31 protein-coding genes are annotated in these 24614 nt (G+C 58.6%); 2 read left to right on the top strand and 29 right to left on the bottom strand.

Features of this window, described 5'->3' with window-relative positions:
* Window positions 1–3: 3 nt before the first annotated feature.
* The 28 genes from AWB78_RS06560 to AWB78_RS06435 form a co-directional block, all read right to left on the bottom strand.
* Window positions 4–1419, bottom strand: a complete 1416-nt coding sequence (locus AWB78_RS06560; RefSeq protein WP_063958939.1) for a hypothetical protein — start codon at window positions 1417–1419, stop codon at window positions 4–6.
* Window positions 1416–1763: a hypothetical protein gene (locus AWB78_RS06555; RefSeq protein WP_062603368.1), complete on the bottom strand. Its 348-nt coding sequence runs from the start codon at window positions 1761–1763 to the stop codon at window positions 1416–1418. Before AWB78_RS06555 ends, AWB78_RS06560 begins: the two co-directional genes overlap by 4 nt.
* A 15-nt stretch (window positions 1764–1778) precedes the next feature.
* Window positions 1779–2462 carry a hypothetical protein gene (locus tag AWB78_RS06550; protein ID WP_198399226.1) on the bottom strand — a complete coding sequence of 228 codons (684 nt, stop codon included), beginning with the start codon at window positions 2460–2462 and terminating at the stop codon, window positions 1779–1781.
* A 1-nt stretch (window position 2463) separates the two neighbouring features.
* Window positions 2464–3459 carry a hypothetical protein gene (locus AWB78_RS06545; RefSeq protein ID WP_232477622.1) on the bottom strand — a complete coding sequence of 332 codons (996 nt, stop codon included), beginning with the start codon at window positions 3457–3459 and terminating at the stop codon, window positions 2464–2466.
* 1 nt (window position 3460) lies between these two features.
* The gene (locus AWB78_RS06540) at window positions 3461–3739 is read right to left on the bottom strand and encodes a hypothetical protein (RefSeq protein WP_062603366.1); all 279 of its coding nucleotides are present in this window, start codon (window positions 3737–3739) and stop codon (window positions 3461–3463) included.
* On the bottom strand, window positions 3736–4488 hold the full coding sequence (locus AWB78_RS06535) for a hypothetical protein (RefSeq protein WP_062603364.1): 753 nt from the start codon (window positions 4486–4488) through the stop codon (window positions 3736–3738). Before AWB78_RS06535 ends, AWB78_RS06540 begins: the two co-directional genes overlap by 4 nt.
* A gap of 1 nt (window position 4489) precedes the next feature.
* A complete protein-coding gene (locus AWB78_RS06530) occupies window positions 4490–6370 on the bottom strand; it encodes a lytic transglycosylase domain-containing protein (RefSeq protein WP_062603362.1) in 1881 nt (626 codons plus the stop codon).
* Between the two features lie 120 nt (window positions 6371–6490).
* On the bottom strand, window positions 6491–7135 hold the full coding sequence (locus AWB78_RS06525) for a hypothetical protein (protein ID WP_062603360.1): 645 nt from the start codon (window positions 7133–7135) through the stop codon (window positions 6491–6493).
* Window positions 7132–7578: a hypothetical protein gene (locus AWB78_RS48220; RefSeq protein WP_157697426.1), complete on the bottom strand. Its 447-nt coding sequence runs from the start codon at window positions 7576–7578 to the stop codon at window positions 7132–7134. Before AWB78_RS48220 ends, AWB78_RS06525 begins: the two co-directional genes overlap by 4 nt.
* Window positions 7579–7589: 11 nt before the next feature.
* Entirely contained in the window at window positions 7590–8912 is a 1323-nt protein-coding gene (locus AWB78_RS06515) for a hypothetical protein (protein ID WP_062603358.1), read from the bottom strand.
* A gap of 19 nt (window positions 8913–8931) precedes the next feature.
* Window positions 8932–9228 carry a hypothetical protein gene (locus AWB78_RS46330; protein WP_157697425.1) on the bottom strand — a complete coding sequence of 99 codons (297 nt, stop codon included), beginning with the start codon at window positions 9226–9228 and terminating at the stop codon, window positions 8932–8934.
* 9 nt (window positions 9229–9237) lie between these two features.
* A complete protein-coding gene (locus AWB78_RS06510; protein WP_062603356.1) occupies window positions 9238–10194 on the bottom strand; it encodes a hypothetical protein in 957 nt (318 codons plus the stop codon).
* Complete coding sequence (locus AWB78_RS06505; protein ID WP_232477621.1) at window positions 10194–10589, bottom strand: hypothetical protein; 396 nt, start codon at window positions 10587–10589, stop codon at window positions 10194–10196. The genes AWB78_RS06510 and AWB78_RS06505 overlap by 1 nt, the downstream gene beginning before the upstream one ends.
* 26 nt (window positions 10590–10615) lie before the next feature.
* A complete protein-coding gene (locus AWB78_RS06500) occupies window positions 10616–11074 on the bottom strand; it encodes a hypothetical protein (protein ID WP_062603354.1) in 459 nt (152 codons plus the stop codon).
* A 6-nt stretch (window positions 11075–11080) separates the two neighbouring features.
* Entirely contained in the window at window positions 11081–11557 is a 477-nt protein-coding gene (locus AWB78_RS46325) for a hypothetical protein (RefSeq protein WP_157697424.1), read from the bottom strand.
* A 27-nt stretch (window positions 11558–11584) separates the two neighbouring features.
* Entirely contained in the window at window positions 11585–12094 is a 510-nt protein-coding gene (locus AWB78_RS06495) for a hypothetical protein (protein ID WP_062603352.1), read from the bottom strand.
* Window positions 12095–12165: 71 nt separating this feature from the next.
* The gene (locus AWB78_RS06490) at window positions 12166–13080 is read right to left on the bottom strand and encodes a DUF2184 domain-containing protein (RefSeq protein WP_232477620.1); all 915 of its coding nucleotides are present in this window, start codon (window positions 13078–13080) and stop codon (window positions 12166–12168) included.
* 132 nt (window positions 13081–13212) lie between these two features.
* Window positions 13213–13647 (bottom strand): hypothetical protein, encoded by a 435-nt coding sequence (locus tag AWB78_RS06485; RefSeq protein ID WP_232477619.1) that lies wholly within the window; start codon window positions 13645–13647, stop codon window positions 13213–13215.
* Between the two features lie 171 nt (window positions 13648–13818).
* A complete protein-coding gene (locus AWB78_RS06480) occupies window positions 13819–15546 on the bottom strand; it encodes an NUDIX hydrolase (protein WP_082883244.1) in 1728 nt (575 codons plus the stop codon).
* Complete coding sequence (locus AWB78_RS06475) at window positions 15543–16382, bottom strand: hypothetical protein (protein ID WP_062603347.1); 840 nt, start codon at window positions 16380–16382, stop codon at window positions 15543–15545. The genes AWB78_RS06480 and AWB78_RS06475 overlap by 4 nt, the downstream gene beginning before the upstream one ends.
* A gap of 3 nt (window positions 16383–16385) precedes the next feature.
* Window positions 16386–17831 (bottom strand): anti-CBASS protein Acb1 family protein, encoded by a 1446-nt coding sequence (locus AWB78_RS06470; RefSeq protein WP_074173396.1) that lies wholly within the window; start codon window positions 17829–17831, stop codon window positions 16386–16388.
* Between the two features lie 12 nt (window positions 17832–17843).
* Window positions 17844–19124, bottom strand: coding sequence for a hypothetical protein (locus tag AWB78_RS06465; protein ID WP_062603345.1), 1281 nt, complete (start codon window positions 19122–19124; stop codon window positions 17844–17846).
* Window positions 19121–19579, bottom strand: coding sequence for a terminase small subunit-like protein (locus AWB78_RS06460; protein ID WP_157697423.1), 459 nt, complete (start codon window positions 19577–19579; stop codon window positions 19121–19123). Before AWB78_RS06460 ends, AWB78_RS06465 begins: the two co-directional genes overlap by 4 nt.
* Before the next feature lie 367 nt (window positions 19580–19946).
* Window positions 19947–20195, bottom strand: a complete 249-nt coding sequence (locus tag AWB78_RS48215) for a hypothetical protein (protein WP_232477618.1) — start codon at window positions 20193–20195, stop codon at window positions 19947–19949.
* A 184-nt stretch (window positions 20196–20379) separates the two neighbouring features.
* Window positions 20380–20655 (bottom strand): hypothetical protein, encoded by a 276-nt coding sequence (locus tag AWB78_RS06450; RefSeq protein WP_062603339.1) that lies wholly within the window; start codon window positions 20653–20655, stop codon window positions 20380–20382.
* Between the two features lie 285 nt (window positions 20656–20940).
* Window positions 20941–21354: a hypothetical protein gene (locus AWB78_RS06445; RefSeq protein ID WP_062603337.1), complete on the bottom strand. Its 414-nt coding sequence runs from the start codon at window positions 21352–21354 to the stop codon at window positions 20941–20943.
* A gap of 43 nt (window positions 21355–21397) precedes the next feature.
* Entirely contained in the window at window positions 21398–22510 is a 1113-nt protein-coding gene (locus AWB78_RS43275; RefSeq protein ID WP_074173394.1) for a DUF1376 domain-containing protein, read from the bottom strand.
* Window positions 22511–22585: 75 nt separating this feature from the next.
* Entirely contained in the window at window positions 22586–22900 is a 315-nt protein-coding gene (locus tag AWB78_RS06435) for a hypothetical protein (RefSeq protein WP_062603334.1), read from the bottom strand.
* A gap of 181 nt (window positions 22901–23081) precedes the next feature.
* Here AWB78_RS06435 and AWB78_RS06430 point away from each other — a divergent pair, with 181 nt between their 5' ends.
* Window positions 23082–23342: a hypothetical protein gene (locus tag AWB78_RS06430; RefSeq protein ID WP_062603332.1), complete on the top strand. Its 261-nt coding sequence runs from the start codon at window positions 23082–23084 to the stop codon at window positions 23340–23342.
* Window positions 23343–23536: 194 nt separating this feature from the next.
* Here AWB78_RS06430 and AWB78_RS06425 read toward each other — a convergent pair whose 3' ends face one another.
* Window positions 23537–23803: a helix-turn-helix domain-containing protein gene (locus AWB78_RS06425; protein ID WP_062603330.1), complete on the bottom strand. Its 267-nt coding sequence runs from the start codon at window positions 23801–23803 to the stop codon at window positions 23537–23539.
* Window positions 23804–23901: 98 nt separating this feature from the next.
* On the opposite strand from AWB78_RS06425, the gene AWB78_RS06420 reads away from it, so the two are divergent.
* Window positions 23902–24471: a helix-turn-helix domain-containing protein gene (locus AWB78_RS06420; protein ID WP_062603328.1), complete on the top strand. Its 570-nt coding sequence runs from the start codon at window positions 23902–23904 to the stop codon at window positions 24469–24471.
* Window positions 24472–24614: the final 143 nt, after the last annotated feature.

The following is a 24614-nucleotide window of genomic DNA, read 5'->3' as shown; positions in this document are numbered from 1 at the left end:
GGATCACCCCTGCGCCACTGTCACGCCGGTGTTCGAACAGAAGAAGTAGCTCTCCGGGTCCGACGGGATGATGCTCGTGCCAACGGTCGGGCTCACCGGATTGCCATTGATCTCCACCGAGAATTCAAGCGTTGTGATGTTCGACGCGTCGATGATAGTCGAAACAGCGCCCTGAAATACTGCGGTCATCGCGAGCTCGTTAATCGGCTGCCCAGCATATATAGAATTCAGATATGCCTGCAATGCGGGTGCGGCCAACTGATTGACGGTCGTTCCAGAGGTGAAGTCAGTCAGCGTGGTATTCCAGGTGACGGACAGCGTAACGATCTGCTGTGGCGGGTTCACATACAGGATGCTGTACGTGTTCGGGTTCTGAAAAAGCGACACGCTCACGTTTCGTGGGTTTGGCGAAAACTTCGCTCCACTGACGTAGCTGCCAAAACCGCTGCCATTGGTGGTCGTGGTGATCGTGTCTCCCGATACCGATGCAACCGTGTATGTGCCGTTGAACGCGCTCGGCGACGCGCCCGCCACCACGAACGTCGAAGCGTTCGCGTACCCACTGGCGAGATTCGTCGTTATGACCACCGGGTTGGCATTTGTCATGCCGTTGATCGCAAGCTGAGAGCCCTGCAACGTCGCGATGTCGGGTACCGCCTGAAGGATCGCATTCGCGACCGCATAGGGGTCACCACCACCGCAGATGATCTGCCACCCGCCCGTGACCTGGTTGACCGAGATGAGCCGAGCCTGCACACCGACAACTTTCTCGAGCAACGTCTTCAGATATGCCGGCGTCCCCGTCGAAGTGACGATTCCGCCCTGTAACACACGCGATCTATAACTCTGCACGCTCTCCGATCCTGCCGCAGACGTGCCCGCCTGCGGATTCGTCACGGTAATCAGGTCGACGTACTCCTCAGGCAACGTCGTGACGATTTGCGTCACGGTGTTCGCGGGAATCGCAAAGATATTGCTATTCGTCGCCACAGCATAGAGCTGCGAAGTCTGGCCGGATGACTCGATTACTCCGCCATCCTGTAGGGCATATTGATTCGTGCCATCGCCAACAGTAAAGCCCGGCGCAAAGACATACCCTGATGGCCCGCTGAGAACGACTAGCACATTGCCATTGGTCGGCGTTCCCTGTGGAAGACCGAATTGGGTGCCGAGTTGCGCAAGGACGAAGGCATTAGCACCGTAAGGTGTGACGCTGTTGACGGCATCCACGCGAGCTTGATCGATTGTCGTTAGCGCGCCCACGTCCGTCGATGAGATGTCTTCAATCAGCCCACCGGGTAGATTCGCGGTGTAGCCCGGATTAGTGGCCGCAACACCATTGATGAGATTCTGCAAAAGCGTAGCGGGCGCCGTCGGCACGGGGCCGGTAGCCGTCATGACAAGCGGGATCGTGCTCATGTCGCTACAGTTCTCGTGAGAATTGCGCCACTGTGAGTGACGACAGTTACGTTATAAGTTGGAGACGAGACATTCTGCACGCGCATGATCGTCAACGATGCGAAGTAGGACGCGAACTGTTGCTGCACCTGCATCACATAGAAGTCAGGGAAGACCTGCGTGATGACGGTCTGCTGCGCCGGAATGCCATAATTCGCGTAGAACGGGCTTTCACCGAGGTTCAGTTTCAGGACCTGACAAAGCGCCGTAAGGTAAACGTTATCGTTGTAGCCGTTCGCGTCGGTCTGGACGAGCACCCACGTCGCATCGCCCTCCTCGTCCCATACTCGGCCCCAAGTCCGCATGTTCGGAATTCCCTGTTAGCCGGTCATTGGATCGGTGTTGTCGCTACCGTGCTGGACACCGCTGTGATAATGGCCATTCACGCCGCCGTTCGGTAATACGACGTCAGGAGCCTGGATAGGAAGCGTTGAGACCGCCCGAGAACCACCCCATGTGAAAGTCTGGCCGTCAACCGTCAGAGTGATCCCGGTCGCATTGATCACCAGCGATGTCGTGCCAAACGTGATCGTCGTGCCATTCTGATCGGTAACGATTGAGGACGTCGTACCTTCTGTCGTGCGCAGAATCGTGCCGTTCGGTCCTTGCACTTGCGCGGCGTCCTGGTCGATCGGTGGCGAGCTCGCGTTGCTCACCGGCACGAAGACCAGGGCCTCTAGATTTCCCGCCTGCCTGAAATCTGCGGTGCCTACGCCTAGGCCCGACACACCGCCCAGATAGACGTCGGCCGGCATCGTGACGCCCTGGTCACCGACTTGAGTCGGCATCCGAATCCACGGGCTTTCAGCCTTTGGAATCGTGATTGGCGGAAGTGTCCACGGCGCGGTGTCCATCTCGAACGCGATGGTCACGATCGCGCCCTCCACCGCCGTCACTCGACAGGGAAGCGCTCGCCCCAGACTTTCGATAGCCTGTTGCGCGCGCGTGATAGCAACCTGGTTCAGACTGTTTTGAAGCCAGAGCTTCGAATAGTTGTCGGCCATGCTACGAAACCGGAACGCAGTTGACGACGGTGACCCAGCTCGCGCCGTCGGGCGAGCGATAGTTGCCAATGTGACGCATTGCGATGATCGAGAACGTGCCCTGGAAGGTTAGCGAATTGTTCAAGCTCGAAGGAGCAGACGTCGCCGCCGTCTGCACTATTCCTGCGGTTGCCGGAATGATTGCAGGACCAAAATCGCTGGCATATGTAAGCTGCGGCATCTTTATCCGCCCTCCGACCTGAAGGTCGCCGCGCATGACAAGCTTGAGCTGCATCTGATTCACGTCGATCCATGCTGGCTGGCCAACGAAATCGGTGAACTGCAGTTGGATGGCTTCAGGCGTGTAGGTCGAGTCGAAGACCAATATTTTGCCGTTCTGTGCCACGACGCTGACACCCGTGTAACTCGCCCCCAGGAACTGGCCGTCGGTCAGTTGCAGAATGAACTGCGCCAACTCAGTGAGCGTTTTGGACGCGTGCGGGATCGTCCGGTTCGCGACGATCTGGTCGCTGATATTGATCGAGATTGGAAGATCAGGAAAGGCAACCGACAGCGTTTGCTGCAACGCGTCCGATAGCTTGGTGCCTGCCACCCAGTTCAAAACGAAGTTGCCAGGCTCGCTCGGCGTGTATTGCGTCGGAGTCAGCACAAAATCGAGCGTCATCTCAGTGCCTTCCCAGTTGGCAAAAGACTGAAATACCCGCCCGGCGAGCAACGGTCCGGCTTGCTTCGCGTTTGCTAGCGGAAGTCCTGCTTGCATCCCGCCTTTCATCAACAGCTGATTGCCCGTGTACGCTTGAGGCTGCTGTAGGTCTTCCAGCGAAATGCCTTCGATGGTTAACCTCTGCGCACCCATCGGCGCCCCAAGGGCAGCGACCGGGATGTCAAACTCGATATTCTGCGCCTCAGGGTCGAAGATCCCACCGGGATGAGACGTCCATCGTTTGTTCGGCGTGGCGCTGCCGGTGTCGCTCAGGGCAATGTCGTAATAGCGCATGTTACGGTGTCACTTCAAAGTTTCCGGAATCTTCTCGATACAGGATCGTCGAGCTCGAGAAAATGCCGGGAGCTAGGAAAATATCGGCGCTCAATGGGGAGCCAACAAGAGCGCCGCTCCACGCAGGTTTGCCGCTCTGGTCCAGAAGCGTCAGATACCAGCGTTGCGCAGTGAGGTTCCACGTTGCGACGCCGCTATATGCCTGACCATCAAGAATGAAAATTGCCTGGAACGGAGGCGACGTCGCGTTCGATGGGTTGAATGGAACAAGGGTCGTCATGACGGTTGCGATAGGAACGTATTGACGGCACCCGACATGCCAGTGATGCCCGGCACGGCACCCTGCACTGCCGACCCCGCAGCCGCCACTGCGCTGGACCAAATCGATGTGCCTGCTGCCGACGATTGCAGCACCTGTGCACCACCAGCGATCTTTCCCATCAGTCCGTTATAAGCCGCGAGCGCCGCTTGCTGCGTGACAAGCGGCTTCACGAAATCGAGCTGCCATTGAATCTGCTGTTGTTTCGACTCTCCCGTCGTCACATCCGTCATGCTCGTTAACAGGCAGTCGGTGAATAGGAAAGAAGGCGTTGCAACATGGAACGTCCCGCCCGCATTGCAATGTGCCTGCAGCGAAGTTTGCAGTGCCGTAAACAAGGCCAGCTTCGAAAGGTATCCCGATGCATCCTTCACTGGGGCAATCATCATCATGGAAACGTGCCTCGGTTGCGTGATGATCGCATTCGCCGCCACTTGCTGATTTGCGAACGGATACGTTCCGATAGCGTTGCTGATTACCGCGCTTCCCGGCAGCGGAACAAACCTCGCATAGAAGTCGTCTAGGCTGAGCCCCCCTCCGGTCAGAACGCTTGATGCAAGCGATGTGAGTTGCCCATTCAGGCCGATGATTGGCATCATGCCGCCCAGCGTTCCAGCGACAATCCCTCCGTTCAGTATGATCGGCGAGATCTGAAACGCAAGATCGTATGTGCTGCGAAACGCTGCGGAAACGGTATCGGATAACGACATGTCATAGCCCTGCAGCGTTGGCTTGCATGGCTACCTGAGCGGAGGTGCTGTTCGTCACTTTGAGCGCTGGTTTGGACGAATTTTGCCTCTTGATCTCGGAGAGAATCTGCGCAAGGTAGTTCGCGGTTTCATTGGGAAGGCGGTTGTTCCAGTTTTCGCCGCCGTCCGCAACTGCCTTGTTCACATTTCCAGGCCCCCAGTTGTACGCCGCGAGAGCTTTTCCGATGTTGCCTTTATACTGCTTTTGGAGCGACGACATATACCGCCCTGCGGCATCCGCTTCATCGTTAAAGCTCAAGCGGTCGCCGCCCTTTCCCCAGTCTTTCCATGCGGCCGCAGTGAACTGAAAGTCGCCTATAGCCTGATCTCCGCCTTTCAACTTCGGTCCGGTCAGGTTCTTCCCTTCGGATGATTCCTTCTTCCACATTCCCTCGAGCGTGCCTGCAGGCAGGCCATATTGCTTGTTCAGCTCGGCGAGATGGGCCTTTGGGTCCAACGGCATGTTGAGCCCGTGACGAACCGCGTCTAGCTTCTCTTGCATGGTGCCCTGCGGCTGCGCCCCCGGCAACGGCGCGTTCACCTTCTCCCACGCGCCGGACAGATTTCCGTTCTTGACATCTGCCCAGGCTGCGCTCAATCCTGCGCCGATCTGCTTTTGATCTTGAGCCGATTGTGCGGCTGGCGTATCCGAGAACGGATTCAGGACTTTATTGATGAGTTCAGCAAACCCTTTTGCACCGGAGGCTATGCTGCTCACGGAGGCTGCAAGACTCTTGATGTCCTCTTTGCATTGTGGCGAGCCAAGGTAGCTCGTCAGCGAGCTTATCCCATCCTCAATCCCCTTCAGATTCTCGGGCGTGAGAATGTCATTAATCAGTTTGCTCGCATCTTGCGTCAGAGACTTTGAAAAGTCGCTCAGCGACGGAGCTAGCTCAGACAGTTTGGTGGTGAGCGCCGTCTCGATCGTGTTGCCCGCGCGCTGAAGCTGGTTCTCAAACTCGTACCAGGCATTCGTTGATTTGTCGCTGACATTCAGCGCGCCTTGGTCTGCGCCGTAGTTCTTTCCTGCGGACCGCAGCTCTTCGATCGGCGTGTTGCCGATCCGGCGCATATCCTCAAGCGACATACCGGATTGAGAGAAACCCGTAGAACGCATGTTTTCTTCTGTGCGCATCTCTGGAGTAGTCTTCTGCCACCATTCGTGCGCGCGCGTCAATACTCGAATCGCAAGTTGGTCCGGACTCTCGTTTGTCACTCGATTTTGGTCGAAGCCAGTTGCCTGACCCAGCCACATCCGGCCTTCGTAGCTATTCTGCGCATTAGAGACCTTATTCAGGATCGACGGATCAACGTACCGCCCGAAGTCCTGGGAGAAAGCCTTGTACTGCCCAGTGGTGACGCCGACACCGCGCGCTTCACGCTGATCGGAAACCGCGCCTCTGGCCAGTTCGCGCATTCCCATCGTGCCGACAATTCCACCTAAGCCAGCGACGCCGCCGCCGATGGCGCCAAGCTTCAGAAGCCACTTGCCCATATCAAAAACCGATTTCGCCACATTCAGCGCAGACTTCTCAGTCTTCGACATCCACGAATAGCCCTCTTTTGCAGAGTGTGCAAACGACTTGTTCGCGGTGGTCGCCTTGTCGATCCCCTTCGCGATCGCGTCCGCCTGGATTGCCGCGATCATCAAGTACTCTTTCGAAGATGCCGATGCGCCCGACACGCCGGCCATGGCCTTTTCCGCCTTGCGCACGGTGTCATCAACGCGACGCCAGTCTTCGGGCATCTCCGCAAGACGTTCCTCGTACTCCTGGAACATCTCGTAGAACTCGCGAAATTGGCTGTCATCAATCGCGATGTCGATGATTGGCTTGTTAGACACCTGGCATCCTCAGTGCGTTAAGCAGTTCGAGCACGTGGCGTTCACGGAACTCCCGAGCGTCGTGATACTGCGATCCGAAACGCTCGACCGTCTCCCGAAATCCCTCACCTGCTACATACCTCAGGATGGATCCGACGACGCCGCCCGCTTCGCCGAAGTGGTTTCCGTTGTCGAGCTCGGCAAGGAAGCGGCGAATTCCATAGGCGACGAGGACGTGATCGATGCACGGAGCACTGAAGCCACTGATCGGGCCACGCGCGCGCGTTCCGCTTTCTTCGCCATCGACCAGTGAGACGTAAAAAAAACGATTGCGGACTCCGCCTCCGACCAATCTTCTGCATCGATCTTTCCTGCGGCGATCGCCGTTTCCACCGGCATGAAGTCCCAGCCGCCGCTGCCCGGCACCATTACGTTGGTCAAACGCTTGATCTCCGCTAGCAACGCAGGCACAGCCTCGTCGATCGTATTTCCATTGGCATCGAAGCGCCCCCTAGCTTCCGCGTCTCGCAGGCCCTCATCGCGCAACGTCAAAGCGGCGATGCGCGGCCCAGCGTCCATTGCGTAAGCCGCTCCGCGACCTGACAGTGCGGCCTTTGTCGCCGCCAGCACCCGGTAGTTCGCCTCAAATACTTCGCGGGCGATAGGGTTGTGGTACGCCCATACGCGCACCACGACCGTCTCGATGTCCTGTCCGTCTTTCTTCTCTCGGACCACGTCGGTGACGACCGGAACGACCAGGTTCATGGCTTCGTTGATTTGCGTCATGCGTACGACCACAGATCGTTATTCAAGTAGAAGATGCCTTCCAAAGTCAGCCGCACGACCGGGTCAGTGCCGTCGAAAGCTCCAGGGTCGATGTCGCCGATCGTCGTGTTCACGAGCGTGATCGGCGCGAACGCCGCAGTGTCGCTATGGACCGAGATGGAACCGATGTTGCTGTTCGTCTGAGACTGCATCAGCCATGCGGCCGACAGCGGCTGCGTGCGTAGCAGGCCGACTGTCACCGTGGTGATGACGTAGGGTTCGGGCGAGTTGACCGCGCCCGTGGCCGTGCCGATCTTTTCGACGAACTTTCCGTTGAACGCAACGCGCACAAACGCCTTGCTCATATATGGAGCTGTGACGTTCAGGTTGGTGAAGTTTGGGCAGACCACACTGGCGCGCAGCCGGTTTAGGACGCCCTGGGCGACCATGGGATTCGTTGCCATGTAGCGGCTCCTTATGCGAACTGGACGGCGTCAATATTGAATTTAATGGTCAAAAATCCGTTCTGACCGACCGCAATCGCCGAGAATCCGTTGTAGACGCCCGCCTGATAGTCGTCGGGGTTCTCCTGCGTGTATGTCGCAAATGGAACTGCCGACACAGCAATGCTTAGCGCGCAGCCGAACGTGACAGCGCTGTTGGCCACGTTCTGCGCGACGGCGAGCAACGAATTGATCCCGGCCTGGTCGTAAAGCAAAGGCGGATTTTCGTTCGACCCATTGATGATGGCAGCAGCCAGCGCCTGTTTTACGTGGATCTGGAACCAGTCGATGCCGTACCACCACGACGCCTGCGAGCCATCCATCAGCGTGCCCTTGAACAGACATGCTGTCGAAATGCCGCCCTCCGCGCCCGTCAGGATAAGGTTGCAATAAGCGGTGAGCAGCGAATTGATGCTCGAGCTATTACCTTTCCGAACCCAGGGCGTCACACCGAAGCCGAAGCGGTAGGACATTGGTGCAAGCGGATTTGCTGGCCCCGGATTATTCACCAGCCACTGATAGAACGGCATGGCCGCCTGAAATTCCGTGGATCCGGCAGTCGGGCTAGGTGCTACAGCGAAAACCGATTTCTGCGTCGCATAGATCGAAGCGTTCGCACTGTCAGTCGTGACGAAGAAGTATGTCCTACCCTCAGGATTCGAGTACTGCGCCACCAGCTCATCCAGCGCGGAGACGAGATTTGCCGTGGCTGCCGCGCCCGTGCCCGAGCCGCCACTGAAAGACACCGTCGGCGCAGCCGAATATCCACTGCCCGGATTCGTGACATTAACCTTAGTAACAGCGCCGCCCTGAATCACAGCAGTGCCCGTGGCCGTCGTACCAGCTCCCGGTGCCGAAAAGGTCACCGTCGGCGCAGCCGTATAGCCTGAGCCGCCGTTGCTGACAATCACGCTGCCGACATTGTCTTTCGAATCATCCCAGTCGGCCGGAACGAGATACGAATAAAACACGCCAGGGTTATCGGTGATCCATGTGCCCAGAAGCGCAATCTCATCATCGATATCGTCTGCCGTCCCGAGCTCAAGCACATACACGCCAACCGTTTGACCTTGCGCGAAAAAGGTCGTACCCATATGCAGCAACTCGGTGGCATTGCCGCTTCCGGTATCGAGAATGGCTTCCAGGTCAGAAAGCTGACCGCAATACTGATCTGATCCTGTCGAGAGGGTCGTGCCGCCCAAGGAAATCAACGCACCACTCTGTTGGAGCTGTGAGGGCGCGGGTGCTTCCGTGACGACAGTATTCAGATTGACGATCGTAGGTGTAGTCGTCATTTGAGCAGCCTCCTATCGATTAGGACCAGGCGACAGCGACGGTCTGGCCCGTACCGGGCGCGACGACTATGCCGTTCGCGCAGGGCCACGCGTTCGTGTTGATGAATGCGACCGCGTTAGGTAGCGACGCAATTTGGTCAGCAGCCGTGTTGCCGCTCGTCGAGGTAGAGTCATAGACGGCGCCGGCAGCGGATCCTGCAACGAGTACCGAGACCGTGTAAACACGACCCGGCAGCGCTTTAATGACTGTGGCAGCGGTGATATTGAGCGTGGATTGAGTGCCGCCAGGTTGCGGAACCAGGGGATATTGAGGCACAGGATTCTCCTAAACAGTGGTGGTGACAGACGCGGAAAGGATCAACCGGCGCGCGATCGCGTCCGCTGTTCCCTGGTAGTACGACGCATGAATTTCGAGCGTCTTTTTCATCGCAATAGCTGCGATTTCGACCTGCGTTCGCTTCGCATCGCGGATTGATGGAGAGTTGCAAAAGCCGAAATCATCGGTGTTGAGCGAGTACTCCATTAGCGAGACATAAAACTGAATGGCGCTTTCGTTCGTGAAGCCGTACATCGTGAGCCGCACGGTATCGCGCATGAGCTGCGAACTCGGCAGATCGTGCAGCGGTGCCGGTCCCGGCATCGGACGCGTCGTGCCGGGCCATCTATAGATAGGGAACGCGCCGAGCGCGATCGTTTCTTCCGGCTCGATGTGCGCCGTAATGTACGGCGGCACTATGTTGTCGGGCACAAGGAACGATGGATACACAGGCGCCATGCTGTTCTGCGCGAGCCAGATCGGCAGACTGTTCGATACGATCGGTCCCGATGGTAGATCATCCTCACTGGCAACGAGCTGAGACGCCAGCGCGGGATATACGGCGAAGCCACGGTAATGCCACAGCCCTGCCTGCTGATAGTTCAATCCCGTCGACGAAAATGCAACACGCAGCGTCGCGCTGTCCGTCTGCCATGTTCCAATCCACATCGTGTCCGGCGCGATCGCATTGAGCTGCGACACTTCCTCTTCAGCAGTGAAGACAAGCTGATTTGCCGCGAGCGTCTGGTCTTCGTCCTGCTTGCGATCGGTCAGGATGTGTAGCGAGCCATCGAACATCTGAGTCGTTCCCGTCGCAACCCAAAAAACGAAACCGTCCACTGCGAAGGTGTACTTCGTGTACTGCTGAAACGGGATCGACTGATTGTTCGACAACTGCTCGACGCCAATCTCTAACGCTGCCTGCAATTGGGTAGGCGCACCGGATGCTTCGCTCAGGATGCTCATCAGTCGACCCACGCGCGGAAGCTGGCTTGATACAAGCCTGAGTCGATGAATTCAGCCCGGCCGTTGTCCTGCTTTCTTGCTTTCTTGCGTACGTTATCGCCACGATCGGCTGCGGCCACTGCCTGCCCGCTCGTTTGCTTCCACTCGCGCGCATCGAGGTAATCACGGAACTTCTCTGCGATACGGTCCGTGCCTACCCCGAACGAAAGGCGCGTTACAGGCTTTCCCTGGGCAATGCTTTCGATCGCACCCGTTATCTCGTCGGCAAGTAGCTGGCTGATATCGCCTTCATACAATTCGAGAAACGTACGCATCACGTGGTACTCAGACTCGATGAAGGTCGCAATGTCGCCTGTGGTCGTTGAAGACTTTCCGTCGCCGGCCGTGTATGCCACATCGACAACTCCAAGGTATAACTTGGTCACGACACACCCACAACGTTCGGGCCGAATGACTGCGCGTAAGCCAGATACGATTGACCCCACGGCGTTTTCAGCAGGTCAAGATCCGCCATAGTGAGACCTTTCAGGAAATCCGGCGCGAGCAGGGTATTCGATGTCCCCTGGTCTGCTGATGTCACTACCGGACCGGAGATGAACGACAGCAGCTTGAATCCTTTGCGTATATCCGAGAAGAACGTCTGATTGCTTTGATCCTGCGCAATCTTCAGCAGCGTATGCATGCCGAGGTTGTACACGGCGAGCACATAGATGATCGACGGGATCGGTGGCGGCGCGTTGAGTGCTTTCGCCTCTGCCGTTGTCAGTGACCATTGCAGATATGGCGAGTCATCGGGCAGATCCGCTTCGGGCACGCCTTGCTCATAGACGAACAGGGTGAAGTCCGCCAGATTGGGCGTGCTCGGATCGACGAAGGCCATGTTGCGTCAGTACGCGAAGCATGACACCGCGAGAATGTCGCTCGCAGTCCAGGCAGTGGCGACCGCGACGTCGCTGAAGTTGCCGATCGTAGCCGACGTCGTCGTCGATGCCGTTTGCTTGGTCACGAAGACGGATGTCGAGTTGGTCGTGATGTCGGTCGCATAGCAGTTCCACCCATGCGCGGCCGCCGGAAGACCGATGACACCGCTCGATGCCGAACCACCCGTTCCGACATTAATCGTAAAGGCCGCAGTGCCGTTATTGTTCGGCACTGACGCGCCCGTACCAAAGCCCGAGCTGATCGTCGGTGCCGTTGCCGAGATAAGCGTGTTTGGCGAGCCTAGTCCGAGATTCGTTCGCGCAGTTGCTGCGCTGGCTACGTCCGACAGATTGTTCGCGCTCTGCAACGGGTTATTTGCTACGGCGAATGCGGCGGTCGAGATCAGCGCAGCAGCCAGGGCAAATGCTAGCTTCTTCATCATGGTCGTTTCCTTGAACGAATGGTGCCGTCAGACCGGCAATTTGGCGTCGGACCGAGCTTCGGGATCGACCGACATGGAGAAATCGACTTCATCGCCCGTCGGCCTCTCGCGCGGCGGGACGTCCTGCTTGACGCTCACTTCCGTGACGCGGGCGAGGCGCTTCTTCCGGTTCTTCGGGTCACGCGTGGCGCTATCGAACGCGAGCGCGCTGCGCGTTGCTTCCTGCGCGCTGCGCTTCTGCTGGCTCTCAACGAGCGCGTCGTGACCTGTATGGATTTGCGTTTCCGTCACCGGCTTCTCAATGCGGTAAAACACGCCTGCGAACTCCGTGAGGCGTCTGCTCGCTTCGGTTGCTGGTCGGAAACCATGCCGCTCCATATGACCGACCACCGCATGCATCTGCGGCTCGCTCCAGCCATGCCCGATGATGTCCTGATGGCCAGACGAGATCTCGATAAACTTCGGCTGCGTCTGCTCCGGCGCGCGGTAGCAATAGCGCAGCGTCTGTTTCGTGCAGTTGGCAATGTGGATTGGCATGATCTCTTCCTCTGGGATTGTTGAAATAAAAAAAGGCGCTCCGCAGAGCGCCTTTTCGAGACAGCGACGAATTACGACGGTTGATAGGGCATCGAGATGATCGTGATGCCCTGCGGGCGGATGCCCCAGCCGGACGACACGCGCAGCTCCTGCACCTCCGTGATCCCGCCATCGGGGACCGGCGTCGGGATCTTCATCGGCGCGGCCATGTCGGCATACATCACGCTCACAGCCTTCATCGAGGGCGACATGCTGCCGAATTCGTTGGTGTTGATGCCAGGGATCGTCGGCACCTCCACTTCCGGAATCGTCATCACAACGGCATCCGTGCCGCCGGCACCCTTGCCGATGAGCGTGTCGTCGTAATGCCATTCGACTTCGTCTCCGCTCTCGAGCAGGACGTTCTGCACGACCTGCGCGGTCGTCGACGTGCCAGCCCCCGGGCGCTGGTATGCCGTGACCTGCACGATCCCCTGAAGCTGGAACTGCAAGAACACGCGCTGCGGACTGATGAAGACAATCTTGTTCTTGATGTTGCCACCCGACTGGAACATGAGTGTCTTCATCGCGACAGCCTGACCGAGCAGGAAGAGCGACATCGCACCGTTGTCGTAGGTCGTGACTGCGTCGTTGCCGTATGGATCGGGCGGCAGCGTGACGGCCGTCGCGCCGACGGTATTCAGCAGGCCCTCGCCATTCGCTGGGTTGAATCCGTACAGCAGCGCAGTACGCATTTGCTGGAAGATGCCCTGACGCTGCGCGAGATCCTGCGCATGCGGCAGCGAGACGGAATAGTTCGCCGCAGCCGCCGTGTCGTGGTGGTCCCACTGAGCACGCGTGCGGATCAGGTACGTCGGCGTCGAGTAATACGTGCCGACTAGCGTCGCCGACGGGAGGAAGTTCGGCGCAGCCTGCGATGACTGCGTGTCGGTACGAAGATCCAGCGCGTTGATGTACACGTACAGATCGGTGCTGCCGATCTTCACGCGAGGCTTTCCACCGGGCAGAGCGGCAAAGGCGCCGGATGCCTGCGCATACGTCACAATCAAGTCAGGCTCGGAGAAGCTCGGCGAGACCTTGGCCTGAGACGGAAAAATATTCGGCATTTTCGATACCCCTTAGATCTGGATGAGCGCGACGTAACCGGTCGTCCAGGTCAATGCGCCGGTACCCGAGTTGTAGTTGACGATCTTGCTCGTGTTCGTCGTGACGAGTAGCACCTTGCAGGCGAGCGCACCAACACCGGACGAGAACGCGATGAGCTTCTGGTTCGTGAAGTCCCACGAAACGGCTTGATTCACATTGCCAGCGTCAAGGCTTCCCGCGAGCGTGTTGTCGCACTGCACTGCGATGCGCGCATTCGAGCCGGTGCGGAAATACATGATCGACATGCCGGGACCAGCCTGAGGCACATTGTTGCCCGGCGTGATGATCATGTTGTTGCCGCGATTGAACACAGTGAAGCCAGTCAAACTCGCGCTGTTCGCTGCGAGATCGATCGTGTTGCCCATCTGGTTCTCGCCGGGCGCATTCACCTGCTCCGTGATTGCCATGCCCCCCCAGATGGGCTGATCGATTCCCGAATCAAGCTGTCCGCTGCACAACCACATATTCGAGGACGGATCATCCTGGAATGTGCCCTGAACCAATCCATCGGTCTGTAGGAGGAACGAGTTCTGCGGGGCACTCGTCAACATGGGGTTAAAAGTAATCGTGCCCATTGTTTAGGCTCCTTGCTTTTCACGAATGAATTTGACGGATGTGCCGGTCGCTTTGAACGGAGTCAGCCACGCGTCCATGTCACCAGAAAAGCGCGTAATCTTGCGGCCCGCGACATCATGCGAGACATGTTCGACGAGTCGGCCCGCCGGCGCTTCTGCGGGATTCATTGCAGCGGTCTGCGCATCGGCATAGATGCGGTCCTCGGCCATCTTGAACATCGCGCCGTCGAGCGCTTCAAGCTTCACGCCCTTCATTTCTGCGCTGTGCTTCTGGAGCGACGAAGCGAGGCGGCGGCGATAGTCGATGGGGCTCTCGCCATGCAGCGGCGCGCTGGCGCTATTGCCGAACATCGACATCACGCTATCGGCGCGCGTCTGAGCCTGCGCGAGGGAATCGCGGTCCGTCGCCGACAGCGGGCGCGTGAGCGTCGAGAGCGTGCCGTCCATGCGCTTGATCTGCGCGCGGAGGTCGGCGTTCTCGCGTTCGAGGCGCTTCTGCGAGTCGGCACGTGCGGCAGCATCGGCCTTCTCTTCCTCGCCTTCCTTTTCCGCCGAATCGGCGCGCTTTTCGTCGCCGTGCTCGGCTTCGCCAGCCTTGACCGCCTTCTCGATGTCGCTTTCGGCCTCGCGTTCGAGATGCATCTCCTTCTCGCCTTCCTTCTCGGCCGCACCTTCTGCCGAGTCAGTCAGTGGCTTGGTCGGCATCTCGTCGCCACCCTTGTTCGTGATCGAATCCATGCGCGCATTGAGCTGGCCGAAGCTATCGGCGCAGCTCTTCATGAACGCATCAGCCCATGCCGGGACCTGCTCTTCCATTCCATCCATTTGAGTTTCTCCAGTGTTGACTCCGCTGGGCTCGCCGCCTTTGTCCCACACGCCCTCTTCGCAGATTGCCAAGTGGTCGAGATAGGACGGCTTGCCTTCGATAAGAACCGACTTGCCGTCAACTTCGACGGTTTCGGTTGAGCCCGCGTCGCGGAAGACCACCGCGGGACTAGTTGACTCGTGCGACGCCAACATCAGCTCAGCACCGTCCGAGTCGAAAACTTTTGCGACACCTCGCACTTCGGTGTCGGTGAGATATGGCAGGAAGATCGAACCGATGTTGCGATCGCGATATTCGCTGCTGTCGAGCACGTTCTTCTTCGGGTGCTCGAAGATCACCGGAAGGCCATTGCAACGCTGCCGAAACTCTTCCGTGAGGAAGTTCTCGGGCGGCCGATAGACGTACTCATCGAGCGCCATGCGATAGCTCGTGCCCGTGCCGGTGATGCGCAGGTCGAACAGCCACATGTTTTCGAAGCGCTGCGGCGAGAGCAGCTCGCCTGCCGCCATGCGCTTCGCAATGTCGAGCTCGTTGCCGGTGACGAGCGCGATCGTTCGCGCAACTTCCGGATGCATCTTCTCGGGCAGCGCGTCAGGCGCGTACCAGTTCCATGCCGTGTGCTCGTCGTTCAGTTGGGACTTGAACGGCTCAGGCACGTTCTGCAAGAAACACGTGTATTCGCCGCCCGCGCCCGGGATCTCATTGCGACGCACGGCCCAACGAATCCCTTCCGGGCAGCCGCCGATCTCTTCAACGGTCTCGCGCACCGCGGCCTGTTCGGGCGTCTCATCGCCTTCGGCGTGACCGCCGGACTGTTCCCACTCGCCGGTGTCGCTGCGCTCGACGAGCAGGTAAAGCGGGCCCGGCGCGCGGAACAGGATGCCCGCGCAGTCATTCGACGTCATGCCGTTCTCCGGATCCGCGTCTCTTCGAGCGCGCGCTTGCCCTTCTCCGTCAGCATCTCGGGCGGCAGATCACGCAGGTTGTTCAGGTAGACGCCATAGCAACGGCAGAATGGCTCCTCGGACGGCGCCGTCATCTCGTCGACGTATCCCGCGCCCTTGTTCACGAGACCCTGCTGCATGGCCCATGAACCGCGCAGCGCGAAGACAAGCTTGTCGCGCTCCTTGTGGTCCGGCCGATAGTCGTATCCGGACTGCCGCCAGTGCGAGCGCCACATCATCGCGATCGCCTGCGTATGCTCGGCGATAACCGCGTTGATCGAGGACATCAGCTTATGACCTTGATCTATCGCGACGCGGCGCTCTTCGAAGCTAAGCGAGCGCAGTGGCTTGGCGATGTGCTGCTTAACTTCCGGCTTTTCGACCGCGCGCGAGCCGCCTTCAGGAATCGAGGTCGCCCATCCGGATAGGCGCGAGAGCGTCGTCTCGACGGCCTTCTCGCGGTCCAGCTTGATGAGCTGCACGCTCGCGCGGATGCGCCTGTCGAGCTCGGGACGCAGTTGCGGCGTGATGCGCTCAATCGTGAAGCGCGAGACACCCGGGTGATGCCGCAGAGTGGCGGTCTTCGATATGCTTCGCTTGAAGACAGCCTCCATCGCCATTTGCATACGCGTCTGCAACGCAGCATCCGTCGGCAGATCAGCCATCGCGGCGAAACGCAGCCGACGCAGCCATTCCTGAAGGCGCATCGGATCGTCGTAACCGTTCTCGCTAATGTCGCGGACAGCCTCCGTGAGCACGTCGTGAAACGTGCGATTGATCGCTGGACGGATGCTCACGGCTTACTCGTGCGATGACTCGACGTCGGGCCTCGGCTCGGCCATCGGCTGCGGCGGCACGTAGCTCGCAATCTCCTCGTAGTCGAGTTCGAGCGGCGTCGAGAACATCAGCTTGCGCTCGTTCATCACCTCGGCGAGCCAGCACGCCGCCTTCGCCTTGCTCTCAGGATCGAGCAGCGGCGCGAGCACCTGGACGGCCGCGATCGCCGCCTTCGTGATCGTGTCGTCCACCTTGATGCGTTCGCTGTCGGGCTCGACGAGCAGGTTCGGCCAGGTTGCGCGGAACGCGTTCTTCCACTGCGTGAATGCCGTCTCGTACGGCATGGCCGCATAGTCTGTGTGTTTACGCTGCATCGAGCGATAGAACTCCGGGTTCCACGCGCGACGCATCACGATCTTGTCCATGAACTCATAGGATGGGTTCATCTCGACGCGCACGCGCGAGATATAGCGAGCGAGGCGCTTGGCGTCTTCCGTTCCCTCGCCGAAGCCCTCAGCAAGCGTTTCCTCGTTCAGCATTAGCGCCGGCATCTTCGCGGCCGTCGCCATGTTCTTCAGGATGTTGTCGCGCGAGAATTCAGCGGCATCCCTCAGGTTCTTCAGGTCGACGGACTCAATGTTCTCATTCAAGCCGATCGAGATCACATTGCCCGTCTTCGCGCCCTTCAGAAACGCGCGCTTGAGCGAGCCGAACGCGAGTGCGACCTTGTCGATTATCGAGCCGGGCGACTCCATCTTCCAGACGAGCAGACCAGCCTTTTCCGCGATCGCGTTATCCGTGATCATCGTCTGAATGTACGACTTCAGCGGATACAGGGCGCGCTGATAGACCGAGCGGCCCACGAAACCGAAGGCGCTGTTTGTCCATTCAATGTAAACAGGTGCCTCATTGAGTGCGATCACCGCGCGAGACGGGTGGTAATCGTGATTGGCGACGCGCAGGAACTGCGGCTTCTGAAAGTCTGGCGCATTCGGATCCTGATTCAGCACGAGTGATCCGGCGGTGTTAAGCGGATCGAGAATGTTGAAGTACAGATCGATCTCGTGCAACTTTTCGAGCGGTACGGGCTCGTTCGTCGGAACGTCAGGCGAACCATAGATCAGCGAACTGATGCCATACACTCGCTTCATGACCTGCAAATTCTTGATGATGTCGTCGGCACCGGTGCGACCAATGCGCGCCCACTCATCCATGAACGCCTGCTTCAGATCATCTTCAGGAGCGCCCGGAATCGTGATCTCACGCTCCTGCGACTGCGCTTCCTCGATCGGCGCTTCGGCCATTTTCGCGCCCATCGGATGATACGAATAGATTGTCTTGCACGTCTCATACGAGGGAGGCGAACCCGGTTCAATGCCATCGCACGCGAGCAGCTCCATCAGCTGCGAAGGCACGGCGCTGCCGCCGACGCCCAGCACTGCCGCTCCGCTGTCGTCGATTCCGCTCATCAAAAGAGTCCTTTACCAACCGGTTGAGTCGCCGAGGCTGATCGCCACGCCGTACGTGAAGCAATCCAGCAAGTCCATGTGATGCGGCGTCTTCGTGCCGAGGCGGAAGCCGCAGACCTGCGAGATGAGGTGATTGCGGGTCTGGCCTTTGAAGTTCATGACCTTGTCGTGCGCGTAGCGGCTGAACTTCACTTCGCCGCGGTGCACGTTGCCGCTGACCGCAAGCGCGCGGCCTTCCTTTCCGAGGTCGACCAGCTTTTCAGCGATCGGATACGCAGGCAGCCCCTTGCGCTTGGCCTTCTGCAGCAGCACGATGCCGCTCGCTTTGTCTTCCACCCACATACCTACGTTGCCCTGCCGCGAGTTTGTCTCGCGCGCTAGTTCTTCACATCGCGCGTTGACGAGCGGGAGCCAGTTCTCGAGCAGCGCGCCTTCGATCTGCAGAACTTCCCAATCGAGGATGACGAGTGGTACGCCTTCGATCTTGTTGCGCGCGTAGTAGGTCACAGCGGTGCCGTCGTGCTCCAAGCCGTCCTTCAGCGCGGTATCGATAACAGCGAAGACCTGATCGCAGCGCGCCGGATATTCGACAGGCTGCCCATCGATCAGCATCGAGTCTTCGCTGAAGAACGCCGCGCCGTTCCAATCGACGAAATCAGCCAGGTATTCCTGCTGATAGACCAGCGCCGGATATTCGTCGATCAGCTTTGCGACCGCCTCCGGATCCAGCATCGGGTTCGCGGCAGTCGGCGCGTGGAACTCTTCCCAGCCGAGCGACTTGTCCGTACACGCTTCGTAGAAGAAGTTGTCCGGATCAATGCCCTTCGGCGTGCCCGCCATAATGGCGTGACCCTTGCGATCCAGAAGCGTCGGCGCGATCGCCTGCTCCCATATCGAACGCAAGCCCCGCGAAACAAGCGATGCCTCATCGATGATCACGCGATCGTAGAAGCGTGAGCGCCCCGCATCCTCGTCTTGCAGCGTCCAGAACTCGACGCAACCGCCTGAGTTCAGCTCGATGACCTGATCGATCTTCGACTTCGAAAAGACAACCGGCTGCACCGTGCGCAGGATGCGCTTATACGTGGGCAGGTTCAGCTTGTACGTCGGACCGAACCAGCCGACCTTCAATCCTTGATACGACCACTTCGACGCGCAGCGCTCAAGCAGCGTCGTCTTGCCAAAGCGCCGGCCACACCGAATGACGACGCGGCGGCTCTCGTTGAATGCACGCCCGATCTCAGCCTGCTTCGTGTGCAGCTTCTCCAGCTTGACCTGCTGCGCCGACCTCATACGTCCGGGTCCGGATCGTTCAGGCCGGGAGAGCTCTCTTCTCCTTCATGCGAGGGGCTAGAAGAGCTGCCATACCTCTTCGGCGCTCGCTTCGACATTAGCCACTTCCGAGTCTCTACACGGAGAGCAGACCTTCTAACCGCCTCCCCGTTTTCGCGCCAGCCAATAGCCTCGCCCTTGCGGTCGTATCTCTCCATCCAATCATTTCGGCCATCGTCCGCAATTTCCAGCAGGTCATCGGCCATTTCTTCCGCTTGCGCCTCGCGCGCGCGCACGTACTGGTCCCGAAATTCGGCCTTATCATCGTCCTGAAGCCATCTCAGAACGGTGGTCTTGCCCGGCATCCCCGGCAATTCGCAGGCTTGCCGCAAGGTCATACCATCGATGATTGCCGCACAAATTGCCTTCGCAATTTGTGGTGAATAGGCAGTAGGGCGTCCCCGAGCTTTTGCCATGAATGAGCCCTCGCTAAGGGCGAAAGGCCCATTCTCCAGTGGTAGAGATTGCCCACGCCTGCCGATCATCACGGCGGCGAGGATTGGTTCCGCCGGATCAACGCATCACGGGCTGCGGGTGTTTTGGGCGCACTGGGCCGCTTGCGCTGACCGTTGCGGTCGAGAAATAAAAAGCCCGCGCGAGGCGGGCAAGGCCACGTCCGAAGACATGGAGGAGACGACGGAAGGACCAGCCCGGATGTGTTCCGCGACGCCGACCGCCGCGTGACTGGTCCATAAAGCAAAAGCCCCGCGCGGCTGGCCGGCGGGGCTTACGATTCTTCAGGGCGCGACTCGCCCCACTTCGCCGCAAAGAATACACCAGCAATTATCCGTTTACAAGTCCCCGCGCCACCAAACTTGGCCGCATGATTTCCTTCGCCTCGCGGTAATCCTGCTCCTGCGTGCCGGACCTGATGCTGCTCCAGACGCTATATCCGCAGTTCATGTTTCGCATCGCCATGTTCACGGCGATGCGGTGGCGCAGGCCGAGCTTCGAAATAATCGGGTCTACCAGCTCGCCTTTTCTCTTGCGCAGTTGATAGTCGACGAGATCGGAAAGATCGCTGTGATCCATCCACTGTCGATTGGACTTAAAGTCTCTGCATGTCGCATCCGAAGAGCTGTATCCATGAGTCTCTCCATAACCGCTGGTCCACCTAAACCACTCGTAAAGAACGTCATCGATCGCATCGTATGCGGGTGTCGATTTCATGGTTTTATTCGCTTCGACGCAAACGGTCATCACCGTCTCCCAATTGTTACGCGGTCTCTGTCTGCCGCGCGCGCCACGCGATGAACGGCTTCATCAAAAATTCGTGGAAGCGCTGCTGCGCGCCGCGATCGGTCTTCAGCGCGTTGCGCGAGTCGATGCCCACGCAAAGCTTGATGAACTGAGCCGCTTCATCGACGCTCACATCGCGCGATGGCACGACGTAATCGGCCACGAATCGGCGGAACTCTTGCTCGCGCGGGAGCTGGCACGAACGCACGAACGGAGTGGTAGTGGGCTCGTCGGTGAGCTGGAGGACGTTCATGGACGCACACTCCCGGTCTTCACCCATCGAGCGATGCCAAGTTCGCATGCGCTAGTCAGCGCTATGCCGTTTGCCATTCCGCGATGTGTGCGACGGTTTCCGCACCCACACCAGCAGAGCTTTCGGCGCCCACGACGCTTCTCAAGCTGCTCGCTGTATCGCACATGTTCCATCGAAGATCCATGTTGTCCCCAGCCGTCTGTCCCACTTTTGACGGCAGCGAGACGAGCGTTGCGTCTCAGTTCGGTCAGATTCATACGAAGTGCCTTTTCCCATAGCGTCCAATCAGCATTGCTTAGTCCTCCGCTTCCAAATGCCCTTCGCGTACGAGAACGCGTTGCGCATGAAGATGAAGCCGAAGCCCTGGTCCGGAGGCGCGTAGACGTGCCATTTCTCGCTCGAGAGGTAGATGTGCGGTTTCATCGATTCATCCCGTCGCGCGGCCTCCAGAACTATCGTGTAGCCGCCGCTCTTGCCGTTGAAGCGCGAAAGACGCGCCTGGGTGAATGGACCGCATTTCTGCCCTGTTTCCGGGTTGATCGTGCAGATCAACGCTTTCCCAAAGCCCTCGCCAACGGCTTCAATCCGAACGTGACGACTGAACCGTCGATCGACTTCTCGCCAAATCTGACCGACCTTGACCATCACAATCCCCTCATCGAAAGAGCCGCCATAGCTCCAAAGCACAAGGCCGTCCATACGACCACGAAGACGACGCCCATTGCGTCTGGGGTTGCGATGGTCATGCGATCCTCCCTCGGATTTCGTCTTGTTTTTGCAGAATTCGAGCGATGAATTGCGGACGATACTCACCAATCCGCGACTCACCAATTCCGAGCTCCTTGCCTAACGCGTTGAGCTGGATGTCGGTCATCGAATTCAACGGGATGGGCGGATCCCGCTTAGGGCGCTCAGGCCGGCGGTGCTTCTCGACGAACGTGCGCACGAACCCGGGGTTGATCGGGCTCGGATCGCCGGTGGCATCGCGATCAGCGACCGCCGCGTCGTATGCCTTGCGCAGCTCGGCAGCAGTCACGTCCAGCGCGGCGAGCTCGAGCACCTGCTCCTGGGCGGGTGTGATGTTCCGCGCCACCTTCCCTCGATCCCGCTCCCAAGCGACAAGGGCATCCGAAATTTCGGCGGCGGCGAGCGGCGCATTTTCGTCGCGCGCGCGAGGTGGTCCGCTGCCGTTGTTAGAACCTATGGTTTTAAATTCTCCCTCTCCCTCTCCCTTGCGATCGGGAGGCGATTCGTGGCGCGAATTCGATGGAGGTGGAATTTCATCGGGGGGCGATTCTGGGGGCGACGAATATGGCCGCTCTGGTGGATGGTCTTTTGGATCGCTAGGCGATCCCTTAAGGATTTGCAATACCCGTTTTTTGGTGAGAGTTTTTGATCGGGGGGCGATCTCGGTGAGAAGATTCACAGCCTCAATCAAGCGCGCGCGCAACGGTCCAGTGTCGGTCTCGACATTCCATCGCGTAGCGTTTCCGACAGCCCCGGAGAAACGGTTGAGCAGCTTCTCGATCCATGCTTCCAGTGCCTTCTCAGCGACAACCTGATGGTAGAAGCGACCATCGCTACATTTGAGCCAGCCGCGCATGACATGCGCTTTGACTGACTTCCATTTCTTCGATTGGGACAGGTGATCGAGCATTCGATCGTTTTCGGGCAGGCTTCCGGCGGGTACCTGATGCCAGCTTTCAAGCCAAAGAGCGACGGCTGCTGCTCGCTCCTCGCCTGTTCCCAACACCCATGTCTCGGAACTTAAAAGGCGCTTGACGTCGATCTGCATAAATCCGAAGTCTCGCAGATCGCAGTCCGCTGGAGTGAGCGGATTCGGGAGATCAGTCATGCGCCCTCCAGCAAACAGCACACGCGGCCACGATGAGCGCGAACATACCGAACGTGAGAAGGTCGGCGTCCATGGCTATCTCCGGCCGCACTCGCCCATGTTCATGCGAGCGCAATGGCAGTTCGATCCAATGACGTTCCCGCGAGCGAGATAGTCCGCGTAACCAATCGTAAAGGTGACCAATTCGAGCGCCGCCATGAACGTGGCAAGCTTGTTGACCGGCACGCCAGTCGTCCCCTGCCGAACCTTGTCCACCATGTCGACAGACCACCCCATCACCTCGGCGAAATCATGCTTACGTCGCTTGTCCGCGCAGACGTAAAGCAAGCGCTCCACGATGATCGATGACGGCACTTCGGCGTCCGCCGATTCCCAGGTATTCGTTTCCATTCCTTCCGATTCCAGAAACTATCAATGAGCCGGAATGACGTGCTCGATATGATTCGGCCACTGTCAACCACGGGTTAAAGGGAGGAGCTTCCAACCATGTCAGAATCGCTGTCGCCTGCCAGGGCAGCAGCGCTCACAAAGCGCTGCTTCAACATCAACTCCTTCATAAAAGGAAGCTCCTATGGACGACAACGACCAGTCGATTGCGCAATACAACCTCAGCTTCTATCTCGATCAGCCTTTGCAGGTCGATCTAGACCCCAGTACAGGGGAGCTGCACATAACGTCAAATCGGGTTTCTCCGGCCATGCCGGGCGGCGGTTCTGTTCGGATGACCTTATCGCCGGCAGCAACACAAAACTTCCTTCGCGGGCTGAAAGCCCTCGAAAAAGCTCTGGATACGCCACTCGAACAGCTAACCAAGCCAGGTTCCGTCCAATAAGTTCACGAAGCCTATTCATAGCGGCAGTCTCCGGCGGCGAATCTTTCCTAGTCGACGGTGCGATAGAGAAGGCATCCGCCGGAGACGTCCCAGTCGCATCGGCAATCGTCCACGACGTAACCCGCGAATCATGCGGTCGCGCTCCGCGAGCACATCGCGGAGCCAGTTGCGGACGCATTCTTCGTCAGCAGTGCTCACGCCGCCTCCTGACTAGGCTCGGCTTCCGGCAGTGCCGGCTGGGATCGATTGACCCGTGCATCGGGCACGAACATCTCAGCCAGATCCCGCGGCGTCACGGCGCCGTTCGAGATTTCCTCGATCTGAACCGCCTGATCCAAGTTCATGCGCACCATCCCGCGTATCCATTGGCTGACGAGTGATTGCGTCACCGGCGGTTGGAGCAGCGCTGCCAGCGCGGCCTGAGAGAGCTTCTGGTCCTTCAAATATTCATCGAGTCGCATCGCGTCCTCTCACATTAGCACTGCTGCTACTCTAGCAAAAACAGCAGTGCTGTTCAAGGAGGAAACAACGGAAAAAGCAACGCTAATAAAATGTGACCATGAAGAAATCCATCGAACGTCGTCCACCGACCCCCGAAGAGCTTGAGGAAGCTCGCCGCCTTGCAGCGATCTGGGAGGATTTCAAAACGCGGAACCCTGGCGTGTCCCAGGAATGGCTCGGCAAGGAAGCCGGTATCGGCGGCCAGAGCGCAGTGAGCCAGTATCTGCTCGGAAAGATCGCACTGAATCTCGAAGCTATGCTGCGGCTATGCGGCGTGCTTGGTGCAAAGCCGATGGATGTGAGTCCGCGGCTGATGACGCAATTTTTTGGAGACGAAGGGTCAAGGTTAACGGCGGTTAGTCAGGGTTCTATAGGGGAAGGAAACCCCAATACATCCTTACCGGATGAGGGCGTAAAAAATAACATTACGGCCTCCGCTGAAGAACTGAAGCGACAAATAATGCAGGCGGTTGCTGAAGAGGGCCTATCTGATGAGCTGCTCAACGCACTTGCGTGGATGATTCGCGCTGGTATGCGCGCGCCCGTCCGAGGCGACCAGCACCATACTCAAAAAGTCGATCTAAATCATGGACGGTCATCCAAACGGGGAAATACCGGAACCGGGTAATGTCGTGGATTTTGGCGAATACAGCAGGACCAAAAAACGACGTTTCCTCCGCCGGCCTGTACAGAAAAAGAACGATGAGTCTGAAACCGCTCGCGTCTACGTTGATTTAGACCGAACCGGAAACCTGTCGTATGGGCTGTCGC

It is taken from the genome of Caballeronia calidae, assembly GCF_900044055.2.
GTDB lineage: Bacteria > Pseudomonadota > Gammaproteobacteria > Burkholderiales > Burkholderiaceae > Caballeronia > Caballeronia calidae.
The sequence above is the reverse complement of the archived record's forward strand: the minus strand, read 5'-3'. Positions and strand labels throughout refer to the sequence as shown.

What these genes read in the sequence shown, in the direction of transcription:
- AWB78_RS06560 (WP_063958939.1), bottom strand. Translation starts at nt 1,419, where the DNA reads ATGAGCACGATCCCGCTTGTCATGACGGCTACCGGCCCCGTGCCGACG.
- AWB78_RS06555 (WP_062603368.1), bottom strand. Translation starts at nt 1,763, where the DNA reads ATGCGGACTTGGGGCCGAGTATGGGACGAGGAGGGCGATGCGACGTGG.
- AWB78_RS06550 (WP_198399226.1), bottom strand. Translation starts at nt 2,462, where the DNA reads ATGGCCGACAACTATTCGAAGCTCTGGCTTCAAAACAGTCTGAACCAG.
- AWB78_RS06545 (WP_232477622.1), bottom strand. Translation starts at nt 3,459, where the DNA reads ATGCGCTATTACGACATTGCCCTGAGCGACACCGGCAGCGCCACGCCG.
- AWB78_RS06540 (WP_062603366.1), bottom strand. Translation starts at nt 3,739, where the DNA reads ATGACGACCCTTGTTCCATTCAACCCATCGAACGCGACGTCGCCTCCG.
- AWB78_RS06535 (WP_062603364.1), bottom strand. Translation starts at nt 4,488, where the DNA reads ATGTCGTTATCCGATACCGTTTCCGCAGCGTTTCGCAGCACATACGAT.
- AWB78_RS06525 (WP_062603360.1), bottom strand. Translation starts at nt 7,135, where the DNA reads ATGACGCAAATCAACGAAGCCATGAACCTGGTCGTTCCGGTCGTCACC.
- AWB78_RS48220 (WP_157697426.1), bottom strand. Translation starts at nt 7,578, where the DNA reads ATGGCAACGAATCCCATGGTCGCCCAGGGCGTCCTAAACCGGCTGCGC.
- AWB78_RS06515 (WP_062603358.1), bottom strand. Translation starts at nt 8,912, where the DNA reads ATGACGACTACACCTACGATCGTCAATCTGAATACTGTCGTCACGGAA.
- AWB78_RS06510 (WP_062603356.1), bottom strand. Translation starts at nt 10,194, where the DNA reads ATGAGCATCCTGAGCGAAGCATCCGGTGCGCCTACCCAATTGCAGGCA.
- AWB78_RS06500 (WP_062603354.1), bottom strand. Translation starts at nt 11,074, where the DNA reads ATGGCCTTCGTCGATCCGAGCACGCCCAATCTGGCGGACTTCACCCTG.
- AWB78_RS46325 (WP_157697424.1), bottom strand. Translation starts at nt 11,557, where the DNA reads ATGATGAAGAAGCTAGCATTTGCCCTGGCTGCTGCGCTGATCTCGACC.
- AWB78_RS06495 (WP_062603352.1), bottom strand. Translation starts at nt 12,094, where the DNA reads ATGCCAATCCACATTGCCAACTGCACGAAACAGACGCTGCGCTATTGC.
- AWB78_RS06485 (WP_232477619.1), bottom strand. Translation starts at nt 13,647, where the DNA reads ATGGCAATCACGGAGCAGGTGAATGCGCCCGGCGAGAACCAGATGGGC.
- AWB78_RS06480 (WP_082883244.1), bottom strand. Translation starts at nt 15,546, where the DNA reads ATGACGTCGAATGACTGCGCGGGCATCCTGTTCCGCGCGCCGGGCCCG.
- AWB78_RS06470 (WP_074173396.1), bottom strand. Translation starts at nt 17,831, where the DNA reads ATGAGCGGAATCGACGACAGCGGAGCGGCAGTGCTGGGCGTCGGCGGC.
- AWB78_RS06465 (WP_062603345.1), bottom strand. Translation starts at nt 19,124, where the DNA reads ATGAGGTCGGCGCAGCAGGTCAAGCTGGAGAAGCTGCACACGAAGCAG.
- AWB78_RS06460 (WP_157697423.1), bottom strand. Translation starts at nt 19,579, where the DNA reads ATGGCAAAAGCTCGGGGACGCCCTACTGCCTATTCACCACAAATTGCG.
- AWB78_RS48215 (WP_232477618.1), bottom strand. Translation starts at nt 20,195, where the DNA reads ATGGATCACAGCGATCTTTCCGATCTCGTCGACTATCAACTGCGCAAG.
- AWB78_RS06450 (WP_062603339.1), bottom strand. Translation starts at nt 20,655, where the DNA reads ATGAACGTCCTCCAGCTCACCGACGAGCCCACTACCACTCCGTTCGTG.
- AWB78_RS06445 (WP_062603337.1), bottom strand. Translation starts at nt 21,354, where the DNA reads ATGGACGGCCTTGTGCTTTGGAGCTATGGCGGCTCTTTCGATGAGGGG.
- AWB78_RS43275 (WP_074173394.1), bottom strand. Translation starts at nt 22,510, where the DNA reads ATGACTGATCTCCCGAATCCGCTCACTCCAGCGGACTGCGATCTGCGA.
- AWB78_RS06435 (WP_062603334.1), bottom strand. Translation starts at nt 22,900, where the DNA reads ATGGAAACGAATACCTGGGAATCGGCGGACGCCGAAGTGCCGTCATCG.
- AWB78_RS06430 (WP_062603332.1), top strand. Translation starts at nt 23,082, where the DNA reads ATGGACGACAACGACCAGTCGATTGCGCAATACAACCTCAGCTTCTAT.
- AWB78_RS06425 (WP_062603330.1), bottom strand. Translation starts at nt 23,803, where the DNA reads ATGCGACTCGATGAATATTTGAAGGACCAGAAGCTCTCTCAGGCCGCG.
- AWB78_RS06420 (WP_062603328.1), top strand. Translation starts at nt 23,902, where the DNA reads ATGAAGAAATCCATCGAACGTCGTCCACCGACCCCCGAAGAGCTTGAG.